This is a genomic window from Cupriavidus sp. MPR-AND1C, assembly GCF_058809705.1.
In genome coordinates this window covers 96,949-108,148 of record NZ_JBXASU010000015.1, presented here as the reverse complement: position 1 = coordinate 108,148, position 11,200 = coordinate 96,949, and the positions used below count along the sequence as shown (strand labels likewise).

The 11,200-nt window shown below is 62.3% G+C and carries 11 protein-coding genes and 3 pseudogenes; 8 read left to right on the top strand and 6 right to left on the bottom strand.

Going from position 1 to position 11,200, the window contains the following annotated elements; all coding sequences use genetic code 11:
* From gudD to AC1RWI_RS11590, 3 genes and pseudogenes are all read left to right on the top strand, one after another.
* A pseudogene (gene gudD / locus AC1RWI_RS11600) lies at positions 1 to 235 on the top strand (glucarate dehydratase); the annotation flags it as partial.
* Positions 236 to 264: 29 nt separating this feature from the next.
* Positions 265 to 615, top strand: a complete 351-nt coding sequence (locus AC1RWI_RS11595; RefSeq protein ID WP_043346422.1) for a hypothetical protein — start codon at positions 265 to 267, stop codon at positions 613 to 615.
* 113 nt (positions 616 to 728) lie between these two features.
* A pseudogene (locus AC1RWI_RS11590) lies at positions 729 to 1,643 on the top strand (ISL3 family transposase); the annotation flags it as partial.
* Between the two features lie 344 nt (positions 1,644 to 1,987).
* Here the strand turns inward: AC1RWI_RS11590 and AC1RWI_RS11585 are convergent.
* From AC1RWI_RS11585 to AC1RWI_RS11575, 3 genes and pseudogenes are all read right to left on the bottom strand, one after another.
* Positions 1,988 to 2,263, bottom strand: a pseudogene (locus tag AC1RWI_RS11585) (ATP-binding protein); the annotation flags it as partial.
* 8 nt (positions 2,264 to 2,271) lie between these two features.
* Positions 2,272 to 3,387 carry an alanine dehydrogenase gene (ald, locus tag AC1RWI_RS11580; RefSeq protein WP_043346424.1) on the bottom strand — a complete coding sequence of 372 codons (1,116 nt, stop codon included), beginning with the start codon at positions 3,385 to 3,387 and terminating at the stop codon, positions 2,272 to 2,274.
* A 154-nt stretch (positions 3,388 to 3,541) separates the two neighbouring features.
* The gene (locus tag AC1RWI_RS11575; RefSeq protein ID WP_043346428.1) at positions 3,542 to 3,889 is read right to left on the bottom strand and encodes an MTH938/NDUFAF3 family protein; all 348 of its coding nucleotides are present in this window, start codon (positions 3,887 to 3,889) and stop codon (positions 3,542 to 3,544) included.
* 177 nt (positions 3,890 to 4,066) lie between these two features.
* On the opposite strand from AC1RWI_RS11575, the gene acsA reads away from it, so the two are divergent.
* From acsA to AC1RWI_RS11550, 5 genes are read left to right on the top strand one after another with little or no spacing between them, the layout of a single operon-like run.
* Positions 4,067 to 5,833 (top strand): acetate--CoA ligase, encoded by a 1,767-nt coding sequence (gene acsA, locus AC1RWI_RS11570; RefSeq protein ID WP_492866505.1) that lies wholly within the window; start codon positions 4,067 to 4,069, stop codon positions 5,831 to 5,833.
* Positions 5,830 to 6,852 carry a pyruvate dehydrogenase (acetyl-transferring) E1 component subunit alpha gene (gene pdhA, locus AC1RWI_RS11565; protein WP_492866503.1) on the top strand — a complete coding sequence of 341 codons (1,023 nt, stop codon included), beginning with the start codon at positions 5,830 to 5,832 and terminating at the stop codon, positions 6,850 to 6,852. The genes acsA and pdhA overlap by 4 nt, the downstream gene beginning before the upstream one ends.
* Positions 6,849 to 7,820, top strand: coding sequence for an alpha-ketoacid dehydrogenase subunit beta (locus AC1RWI_RS11560; protein WP_043346436.1), 972 nt, complete (start codon positions 6,849 to 6,851; stop codon positions 7,818 to 7,820). The genes pdhA and AC1RWI_RS11560 overlap by 4 nt, the downstream gene beginning before the upstream one ends.
* Positions 7,821 to 7,866: 46 nt before the next feature.
* The gene (locus AC1RWI_RS11555) at positions 7,867 to 9,021 is read left to right on the top strand and encodes a dihydrolipoamide acetyltransferase family protein (RefSeq protein WP_043346441.1); all 1,155 of its coding nucleotides are present in this window, start codon (positions 7,867 to 7,869) and stop codon (positions 9,019 to 9,021) included.
* Positions 9,018 to 9,266: an acyl carrier protein gene (locus AC1RWI_RS11550; protein WP_043346444.1), complete on the top strand. Its 249-nt coding sequence runs from the start codon at positions 9,018 to 9,020 to the stop codon at positions 9,264 to 9,266. The genes AC1RWI_RS11555 and AC1RWI_RS11550 overlap by 4 nt, the downstream gene beginning before the upstream one ends.
* A 198-nt stretch (positions 9,267 to 9,464) precedes the next feature.
* Here AC1RWI_RS11550 and AC1RWI_RS11545 read toward each other — a convergent pair whose 3' ends face one another.
* The 3 genes from AC1RWI_RS11545 to AC1RWI_RS11535 are packed head-to-tail and all read right to left on the bottom strand — an operon-like array spanning position 9,465 to position 10,889.
* The gene (locus tag AC1RWI_RS11545) at positions 9,465 to 9,812 is read right to left on the bottom strand and encodes a nuclear transport factor 2 family protein (RefSeq protein WP_082054871.1); all 348 of its coding nucleotides are present in this window, start codon (positions 9,810 to 9,812) and stop codon (positions 9,465 to 9,467) included.
* 4 nt (positions 9,813 to 9,816) lie between these two features.
* A complete protein-coding gene (locus tag AC1RWI_RS11540) occupies positions 9,817 to 10,233 on the bottom strand; it encodes a VOC family protein (RefSeq protein WP_492866500.1) in 417 nt (138 codons plus the stop codon).
* Complete coding sequence (locus AC1RWI_RS11535) at positions 10,230 to 10,889, bottom strand: SDR family NAD(P)-dependent oxidoreductase (protein ID WP_236701898.1); 660 nt, start codon at positions 10,887 to 10,889, stop codon at positions 10,230 to 10,232. The genes AC1RWI_RS11540 and AC1RWI_RS11535 overlap by 4 nt, the downstream gene beginning before the upstream one ends.
* Positions 10,890 to 11,200: the final 311 nt, after the last annotated feature.

Below are 11,200 nucleotides of genomic sequence, written 5' to 3'. Positions count from 1 at the left end.
CTGGATCTGGCAGGACGGCGAGCGCCTGACCAAGGCGCCACTGAAGATCGAGAACGGCAAGGTGGCCGTGCCGACGGCGCCGGGCCTGGGCGTGGAGCTCGATATGGAGCAACTCGCGCTGGCGCACGAGCGCTACAAGAACATGGGCCTGGGTGCGCGCGACGACGCCGTGGCCATGCAATTCCTGATCCCAGGCTGGACCTTCGACAACAAGGCGCCCTGCATGGTCAGGTAGACCCCCTGGAAATCGCCCCTTCCCTCCCCTTGGCGCCGATTGATGTTCACGGCGCTCCATCTGACTTCCTCGCCAGTGCCAGCGCCAACGCACGGCAGCTCTTCCTGAACCGTGAGGCCAGCCAGCTGGAGTTCCACCGGCGCGTGCTCGCCGAGGCCGAGAACCACGACATTCCGTTGTTGGAGCAATTGCGCATCCTCTGCATCTTCAGCAGCAACCTGGACGAGTTCTTCGAGATCCGCGTTGCCGGCCTGAAGGAGAAGATCAAGCTGCAGGCGCCGGCGATCACCGGCCAGAATGGACTGGACGTGCAGCAGATCTACGCGCTTGTCAGCGCCCGCACCCACAAGCTGGTCGCGGAACAGTACCGCCTGTCGTGAAGTGAAGTAATCGCGCTCCGTTTATGAAGTAAAACTGGGTCTCCCGCACTTTGTGTGACGGCCGCGTCGATGGCTTGATTTCAGGCCGATCTGGCCCCACGTTGATCGTTACCATGGGCCAAGTTCTCGGTGCCATCGATCGTATTCTCGCCCGTGTGGGTAAGCGCGTCGTCTCCAGCGACGCGCGAGGGAAGACCATCACTGTCGAAGCCAGCAGTACGATTCGCGCGGCACCGTGTCCTGCCTGCCATCGTTGGAGTCACCGACGCCACGGCAGCTATGTGCGCAGGCTGGAAGAACGTCCGATGCTGGAGCAGCGGGTCGTTCTCGCCGTTGAGGTGCGTCGCTTCAAGTGCGCGAACGCCAGCTGCCCCCGTCGTACGTTTGCCGAGAACATCGACGCCTTGGCCGGTCGGCATCAACGCCGAACGCGATCGCAGGCTCGGGCGTTGCACGCGCTGGACCACGCCCTCGGTGGTGAGGCCGCAGCCCGGCTTGCTAACGCCTTGGGCTTGCGCACCAATGCCGACACCGTGCTGCGGGAGTTGCGAAGAGCTCCTGAGCGCAAGCGAAAACCGCGACCGCGGGTCGTCGGCATCGATGACTGGGCGATCGCGCTCGGTCACCAATACGGAACGATCATCGTCGACATGGAGCGACGTGAGCCGATCGCAGTGTTCGCTGGCAGGGAAGCCATTGCGGTGGCTGCGTGGACGCGTGCGCACCCATCGATCGAGATCGTCGCCAGGGAGCGGGCCGGGGCCTACTCCGAGGCGGTCGACATCGCGCTGCCGGTAGCCAAGCAAGTCTCGGATCGCTGGTATCTGCTGAGCAACCTGCGCGACAACGTCGAGAGGCTGCTGTATCGACTCGGGCCGCAACTGCGCCAAGCCGCGCAGCAAGTCGAGGTCGGCGGAGTGACCTTGGGCCGGCAAGGGGTGCCGAGCCACACCTCACTGCGGTCATGGCAGCGCCTGAGCGATCAGCGTCGCGCCACGCGGCTGGCGCTGTACGAGCGGGTGTTAGCGGCGGTGTAAAACCGCGCATAAATGGCGGCGCAAGGTTGAGTGAATTGTTCAACAACAAAGGAGCCCGCGCGGCCCTTTTATTTGTGATGCGCGACAGACGTCAGAATGCTGCGTCGCCTGGCTCGCGGCACTGGTGGAGGATCCGCGCTCTTCTCCCATCAAGTCCTGGATCTGATGTAGATAGCGCGAGCAGACGACTTCGCGTAGATCGTCGAGCAACTCGAACACGGCGATCGCCTGCTCGGGTGTCCAGTCGTCAGGCACGACGAACGGCAGGCCGCGTCGGCGTCCCGACGGCAGCAAGGGATCGTGGCTAATGCTGCGGCTCCTTTTTCCGTGACGATCTTCTTCGCGGCCCGCTGGCGGGAACGGGCTTCGGCGCTCTCGCGCGCTTCCTTCAGGCGATAGGACTCACCCTCGATTGAGAGGACCTCGGCACGATGCACCAGCCTGTCGACTAGCGAGACGACACAGGCGGCATTCGGGAACACCTCGGACCATTGTGCAAACGGCTTGTTGGTCGTGACAATAGTGGAACGGGCCTCGTATCTCCGACTAATCAGCTCGAACAGCAGGTCGGCATGACGGTTCGAGCACGACAGATAGCCGACCTCGTCGATTCATGCCATCAGTCCAGCAATTGGTCGGCCGGCGTGTATTCGTAGCCAAGCGCCTTTGCCACCGCCTTGTACGTCACTCGGCCCTCACACACATTCAAGCCGGCCTTCAGGTGCTTGTCCTCAGCAAGCGCGCGCTTCCATCCCTTGTCCGCCAACGCGGCCGCGTGGCCGATGGTTGCATTGTTCAGCGCGAACGTTGAGGTTCTGGCGACGGCTCCAGGCATATTCGCAACGCAGTAATGCACCACGCCGTCCACCACATAGGTCGGCTCCGTGTGGGTGGTGGCGTGCGATGTCTCGAAGCATCCGCCCTGGTCGATCGCAACGTCGACGACAACCGCGCCGGTCTTCATCCTTGCCACCATGCCGCGTGTAACAAGTTTAGGTGCAGCTGCCCCCGGTAACAGAACGCTTCCGATCACCGCGTCGGCGTCCAGTACCGACTCTTCGATGTTGTGTCCGCTGGAGTAAAGCGTCGTGACGCGATTGCCGAAGATCAAATCGAGTTGCCGCAGGCGGTCCACGTTCCTGTCCAAAATCGTGACTCTGGCCCCCATGCCGATAGCTACCTGCAAGGCGTGCGCCCCCACGACGCCCGCACCAATCACGACGACATGCGCCGGAGCGACGCCGGGTACGCCAGCGAGCAGCAAGCCCATCCCGCCCTTTGACTTTTCAAGGTTGGCCGCAGCCACCTGGACGGACATTCGGCCCGCTACCTCGCTCATGGGTGCCAGCAATGGCAGGCCGCCGCTGGGCCCGGTAATCGTCTCGTAGGCGATGCAGACGGCGCCGGACTTCAAGAGATCCGCCGTTTGCTCGCGATCCGGGGCCAGATGCAGATACGCATAAAGAATCTGTCCCGGTCGCAGCATGGCGCGCTCGGCAGCTTGCGGCTCCTTGACCTTGACGATCATGTCGGCACGGGCGAATACATCGCCTGCGTCGCCACATACCGCCGCTCCGGCCGCGATGTAGGCTTCATCCGCCAGGCCGATCGCCACGCCAGCGCCCGACTGGACCAGCACCTGGTGGCCCCGGCTTGTCAATTCCCGTGTACTGGCCGGAGTCAGTCCGACCCGATACTCCTGATCCTTGATTTCCTTTGGCACGCCGATCAGCATTTTCTGCCTCTATCCAGTTGTTATCGAGATTTGGCCCGACCTCGGCAAATCGGATTTCAAGAGAAGCGCGCACATGAACAAGACCTCGCGCGCAGACTCGGGCACGCTAAATGCTTCTCCTTGGCTTGGCTTACCCCAAACCAAGCTGCACCAACTAACAAGTGACATGCAGGACGGCATTGGTCCGGTCGGGGTGCTCCTTCAGATCGGCGATGGCCTCTACCGTCGGCACTATCACCAGTTTGACGCGCCGCCGCCGAGCCTCGCGCTTGACCTCGCCCATGACTGGCAGCGCCCCGGTCCCTGTTCCAATCACCAGCCTCCGGCATTTCCAAGGTATATCCTCCGCCACCGACAGCGGCGTGTGGCCAAAAGCCTGGCGAAAAGCCTTGGATGGCTTCTTCTTGCGCTTGCGGATCTTTCCGTTATCAATTACGACGTCGTGCCCATAGGTCACACCATCAATTTGGATTGAGCCGAAGGAAAAACCTTGGAAGCGCATCAAAAACCCTCGCTCCTGTGCTGGCAGCCGCACGGCGGCTCACCCCCCCGAGTGTCGCCGCCCGGCAAGATCATTATAGGTTGAGGGAAGCCGTCACTTGGCCCCGGATTCGATTTCGCGCACCTTCCCGTTGCGTGTCTAGAAGGCTATATTGATGCCAATGGGAAGTGAGGAACGATGGAATCTTCGTCGATTATCCACAAGACAGCCTCCGATCTGCGGTTAGCGCCCAACCTGGGCGACTATGAAGCCGAGCGCCGCGTTTTTTCCTGGGCTGCCGTGAGCCGCGAGCTGGCGGACCAGCCGCAACGCGCGTTGAATATCGCGTGGCAGGCGGTGGATCGCCATGCCGCCAGTAGCTTACGCGGCAAGGCGGCTTTTCGCATCCTGGCCCGCGGCACACCCACCCACTTCGTCACTTACGGCCAGTTGTCCGCGCTCACCAACCGATTCTGCAATGTGCTGCGAGACCTGGGCGTTGGCAAGGGCGAACGTCTGTTCATTCTTGCCGGCCGCATCCCGGAACTCTACATCGCCATACTTGGCAGCCTGAAGAACGGCACTGCAGTTTCGCCGCTATTCTCGGCTTTCGGCCCCGATCCCATCGCCACGCGCGTCAACCTCGGCGAAGGGGCTGTGCTGGTGACAACCGATATGCTCTTCGAGCGCAAGATTGCCAAATGGCGCGACCGCATGCCGAGCTTGAAGCACGTGTTGCTGGTGGCAGAGGACGGCGGCACCACGGCAGTGCCGGGGACCCTCGACCTTTCTTCGCTGATGGCCAGCGCGTCGGACGCTTGCGAGATCACGCCGACCACGGCCGAGGACATGGCGCTATTACATTTCACCAGCGGCACCACGGGCACGCCGAAGGGTGCCGTCCACGTGCATGGCGCCGTCTTGACCCACTGGTCTACCGGCAGATATGCGCTTGACCTGCATGTCGACGACATCTACTGGTGTACCGCCGATCCCGGCTGGGTGACGGGCACTTCCTATGGCGTTATCGCTCCGCTGCTGCACGGCGTGACGTCGATCGTTGATCGGGAAGAGTTCGACGCCGAGCGCTGGTACGCCATCCTCCAAGACGAAGGCGTGAGCATCTGGTACACGGCGCCTACGGCGATTCGGATGCTGATGAAAGCCGGTGCCGACATCGCAAAGAAATATGCCTTCCCTCGGCTGCGCTTTGCCGCCAGCGTCGGCGAGCCGTTGAACCCGGAGGCCGTATGGTGGGGCAAGCAGGTGCTGGGCTTGCCGTTCCACGATAACTGGTGGCAGACCGAGACTGGCGGCATCATGATTGCCAACACGCCCGCCTTCGATATCAAGCCCGGCTCGATGGGCCGGCCGCTGCCGGGCGTAGAGGCTGCGATCGTGTCGCGGCAGGCAGACGGCAGCGTGCAGGTAATAGAAGCACCCAACAAGGAAGGCGAACTGGCCCTCAAGCGCGGCTGGCCATCGATGTTCCGCGGATATCTCAACAGCGAGGAGCGCTACCGCAAGAGTTTTTCCGGCGAGTGGTACCTGACCGGGGACTTGGCGCGGCGCGATGCGGATGGCTACTACTGGTTTGTCGGCCGCGCCGACGACGTCATCAAGTCGGCTGGACACCTGATCGGACCGTTCGAGGTCGAGAGTGCACTGATGGAACATCCGGCCGTAGCCGAGGCCGCCGTGATCGGCAAGCCGGACCCCATAGCTGGCGAGGTGGTCAAGGCGTTTGTGTCGCTGAACAATGGTTTCGAACAAAGCGAAGCCTTGCGCATGGCGTTGCTGGGCCACGCCAGAACACGGCTCGGCGCGGCCGTCGCGCCAAAGGAGATTGCCTTCCTGACCCAGCTTCCGCGCACGCGCAGCGGCAAGATCATGCGCCGGCTGTTAAAGGCGCGCGAGCTGGGCTTGCCCGAGGGCGATACATCGACACTGGAAGCCGGGCCATGACAGCGGTTGACCATCCAGCCCCGGCGCCGCCAAGCGGTCCGGTACCGTACGATAAAGTCGTCGCGCTCGACTTGCTGCGCGACATGCTGCGCGTCCGCCGGCTCGAAGAAAAGTGCGCAGAATTATATGGCGCGGGCAAGATACGCGGCTTCCTGCACCTTTACATCGGTGAGGAGGCCGTCGGTGTCGGCGTGCTGCATGCGCTTGCACCGGAGGACAACGTCGTCGCCACCTACCGCGAGCACGGCCACGCACTGGTTCGCGGCATGGACATGGGCGTGCTGATGGCCGAGATGTACGGCAAGCAGCAAGGCTGCGCCCGCGGGCGCGGCGGCTCCATGCATCTGTTCGACCGGGCGACCAGGCTCTTCGGCGGCAATGCCATCGTCGGCGGCGGCCTGCCGCTGGCTGTGGGCCTCGCGCTCGCCGAGAAGATGCAGGCGGGACAGCGCGTGACGGCCTGCTTCTTCGGCGACGGCGCCGTCGCCGAAGGCGCGTTTCACGAATCGATGAATCTGGCCTCGCTGTGGAAGCTGCCGGTCCTCTTCTGCTGCGAGAACAATCTCTACGCGATGGGTACGGCCCTGGAGCGGCACGAGTCCCAGACGGATCTCTGCGCCAAGGCAGCGTCCTACAATATGACAGCTGTGGCCGTGGATGGCATGGACATCGTCGCGGTGCACGAGGCGGCACGGGATGCGGCGGCGCACGTCAGAAGCGGCGCCGGGCCGGTATTCCTCGAACTGCGCACCTACAGGTTTCGCGCGCACTCGATGTACGATGCCGAACTCTACCGTCAGAAGGCCGAGGTCGAGGCGTGGGAGGAGTGTGGCCCGATCCATACATTCACCGCGCGTTTGAAGGCCGGCGGCAAGCTGGCGGAAGAGGAATTTCTCGCCCTTGATGCCGCGGCGAACGCCGAAGTGGCCAAGGCCGAAGCCTTCGCCGAGGCGGGCACCTGGGAACCTGTCGAGGATCTCTTGAAGGACGTTTACACGCCCGCGGGAGCCACTCGATGAGCCGCCTCAGCTACCGCGACGCGCTGCGCGAGGCCCTGCGTGAAGCGCTCGCGAACGATCCACGCGTCTTCCTGATGGGCGAGGACGTGGGGCGCTACGGCGGCACCTATGCGGTCTCCAAAGGGCTGCTCGCCGAGTTCGGGCCCGAGCGCGTACGCGATACGCCGCTCTCCGAGCTCGGCTTCACTGGCGCCGGCATCGGTGCGGCGCTGGGCGGCATGCGTCCTATTGTCGAGGTGATGACAGTCAACTTCAGCCTGCTGGCGCTCGATCAGATCGTAAATACGGCAGCGCTCTATCACCATATGTCCGGTGGACAGTTCTCCGTCCCGCTCGTAGTACGCATGGCCACCGGCGCTGGCCGCCAGGTGGCGGCCCAGCATTCGCACAGCTTCGAGGGATGGTATGCCGGCATACCCGGTGTCAAGGTGCTGGCGCCGGCCACCATCGAAGACGCGCGGCATATGCTCGCACCGGCGCTGGCCGATCCGGATCCGGTACTGATCTTCGAACATGCTGCCCTCTACAATATGGAGGACGAATTACCCGACGTGTCCGGCGTGGATATCCGCTCGGCGAAGGTGCGACGCGAGGGCAAGGACGTGGCCATCGTTGCCTACGGCGGCACGCTGGCGAAGGCGCTGCAGGCGGCCGACACGCTCGCAGCCAAGGGCATCGCCGCCGAAGTGATCGACCTGCGGGTGTTGCGCCCGCTGGACGATGCAACGATCATGGCCTCGGTCGCCAAGTGCCGCCGCGCAGTGATCGTCGACGAGGGCTGGCGTAGCGGCAGCCTCGCCGCCGAAGTGATGGCGCGCATTGTCGAGCAGGTCTTCTACGAACTGGACGCGCCGGTGGCGCGGGTGTGTTCCGAGGAGGTGCCGATCCCCTATGCCAGGCACATGGAAGAGGCGGCGCTGCCCCAGGCCGGCAAGATCGTCGCCGCAGTGAAGCAATTGCTTTCATGAACTCCTCCCTGCCCTCGCCGCCCCTCGCAAGGACGGGCGTGCCAAAATGATCGAGTTCAGGCTGCCCGCGCTGGGTGCCGACATGGACGAGGGCACGCTCCTTGAATGGACCGTGAAGCCCGGCGATCCGCTGAAGAGGGGCCAGGTGGTTGCTGTCGTTGATACCAGCAAGGCGGCCGTCGAAGTTGAGTGCTGGCATGAAGGTACGGTGGCCGAGTTGATCGTCACGCCTGGTGCGAAAATCCCCGTTGGCACGCTCATGGCGGTTTTCCTCGAACCGGGTGAGACACCCGGGGCCGCAAGGCCTGCGACCGGACCCGCCGATGCGCCGGCGCCATCCGCCGCCCACGGGCTGCCCGGCATCGCTATGGCACCGCCGACGCGACACATGGTTTCCCCCGCAGCGCGCAAGTCCGCGCTGGAACTCGGTATCGATATTGACGCCGTTTTCGCCACGGACCCCAATGGCATAGTAAAACTTGCAGATGTGGAGCGGGCAGTACGAGAAAGGGCCGCAGCACCAGTCGACAAATCCGCCGGCATCAGGAAAGCCATCGCCGTGGCGATGGCGCGCTCGAAGCGAGAGATCCCCCACTACTACGTGGGCGAGACGATCCCCCTGGGGGCGACGCTGGCCTGGCTCACGCGGGAGAACGCGAATCGTCCGATGGCCGAGCGCCTGCTACCGGCAGCGCTGCTAATCAAAGCGGTGGCTGTCACTCTGAAGAACTACCCCGAACTCAACGGCTTCTTTCGCGACGAGGTATTCCATGCCGTGTCGCAAGTGCATGTCGGCGTTGCAATCTCGCTGCGCCAGGGCGGGCTGATCGCGCCGGCACTGCTCGACGCAGACACCAAGCCGCTGACACTGCTGATGCGGGAATTGAGCGACCTGGTGAAGCGCTGCCGGGCCGGATCGTTGAGAAGCTCCGAGATGGCAATGCCGACAATCACCGTGACCAACCTCGGAGACCAGGGCGCGGAAGCAGTGTTCGGCGTCATATACCCGCCCCAGGTGGCGTTGGTGGGAATTGGTCGCGTGATAGAGCGGCCCTGGGCCGAGAACGGCGAGCTTAAGGTGGTCCCGGCAGTCACCGCCAGCTTGTCGGCCGATCACCGCGTCTCCGATGGTCATCGCGGCGCCCTGTTCCTCGTCGAACTTCGCGAACTGCTGCAACACCCCGAGGAACTGAACCAATGAAGGATGCCGATATCCGCGCCGTCGCCCTGGCCACCCTCCGCTCGATCGCGCCCGAGGTAGAAGCGGAGAAACTTCGCCCGGATCGTCCGCTGCGGAAACAGGTGGACCTTGACTCGATGGACTGGCTCAATTTCCTGATTGACTTGCACGAGAAGCTGGGCGTGGAAATTCCAGAGTCCGACTATGCCAGGCTGGTTACCCTTGACGATGTTGTCGCTTATATTGCGAACGCAACGGGGAATTAGTTCTACTATGTCACAAATTAAGCGGACCATCCATTGATGCGCAGCACGGGCAAAGGGTCAGAATTCGGTGAAAATCAACACTCGCCCCCCCATCGCTTGCACAACAGTTGCGCCGAGCTAGATGGCCGCGACGAACAGCTGCTGCGATGAATCACCGACTCTAGCATCGCCGCCATCCGAATGGCTTCTTGATCGTGGTCATTCGAGATCGGCGTCGACTCGTGCGATAAGGCCTTCGGCATTTATGAACATCTCCAGCAAACCGATCTCGTGCCCAAAATCGCCGGTGAAATCGACCCGCACGCGCGCCCGATTTTCGTCGCGGATCGCAATCGACAGAAAGCGAGTCACAGTGTGATAGCCGATGAAATACCGCTCGATATAGTCGCGGACGCCCGCATGGCCATCGAAACGGTCGCCGGTAGACGGATCATCGATCACCGCCTCTGGCGTGAACAGAGACAGCGCGCGTTCGACATCAAAAGCGTTCGTTGCGGCGATCAGTGCGTCAGCGGCTTTGCGCAGTTTCTCATTCTGTTGGATCATCACATCAACTCCCGTGCTGCCAACTTTTGTAGACGAACTCTAGGCTGTAGCCGTCCAAGTCCGTGACTTGCGCCGCATTGTATCGAGGATCGTAGTGAAGTTGCGGTCCGGGCGGATGGATCTCAGTCGCGCCGGCCGCCAATGCTTCTGCGTAAGCAGAGTTGACCATCTGTTCGGAGTCTGCAACGAAGCCGACATGCACGGCGTCCGGCGCCGCTGTACCCTGCCTCTGCCGGAAAAATATACGGCCCTTTGTGCAGAAGCCCTTCAGGTAGGGATGACCTGCCAGGCCGTCCTCGCCGTCATAGTCGAGGAGGTTGGGGATTTCGAGGATCGGAGGCACCCTCTCATAGAAGGCAATCGAACGATCGATGTCACTGACGGTAAGAAAGATGTGATCAAGCGTGGAGACATTCCTCAAATAATGTAGCCGCCGGCGACTTCGATCGACTGGCCGTTGATCCAGCCGCCATCCTCCGTCAGCAGAGAGGCGATTACCCGGGCGACGTCCTCCGACTCCCCCACGCGCCCGAGGGCTGTCTGGGAAGTCAGTACGGCTTCGAACTCAACACTCAGCCCGCCACCGAGTTCTGTTCGGATCGCTCCAGGCGATACGGCATTAACCCGAACGCGACGGTCACCGAACTCCTTGGCCATGTATCGGGTCAGCACCTCCAATCCGCCCTTAAACATGGCATAGGGCGCAACACCAACAGTCGCCACACGAGTGGTCGCGCTGGTGAGGTTGACGATGCCTGCGCCCTCCCTCAACAGCGGCAGCCGTGTCTGAGTCAGGAAGAATGGGCCTTTCAGATGCACGCCCATCAAACCATCGAACTGGGCCTCGGTGACGGCTTCGATGGGGTTGTACAGACCATATCCGGCATAGCCTGATGCGGCGCTAAGCTCTGCGCTCTGCTTTGCACCCTCATCGATCATTGGATTGGGTAGGAGTACCAATTCTTGGCGATCTGCGTAAGACACCAAGTAGTCGGCGAGGTAGCGTCTGCCGCGAAACTGAATGAACCCAGGACGCTCACAAAAGCGGCCGATTGCCGGATCGGATTCGATCAACACCCATTGGTCGAACGCGCAGCGTCAGTAGAGGGTCAGCCGCCGCTTCAGCTTCGGGCTGAAGGCTTCTAGGCGGTGCGAGCCACGCGGCCGGACGAGTGCAATCGGCTCCGTTATGTGCAGAGAATCTTCCATAAGATCAATGCCTTACGAGCGGGATTGGAAGTCTAGGACGCCAATTGACAAAATTAATCCGGACTTATGCGAATTGACGGTTTTGCTTCGTTTTGAGTGGAAGCAATATTGTCAATTCGCCGGCCTGGCTTCTATATTCAGCGCGGTTTCGGCGGGATTCCGGAGTGACAGAATTACTT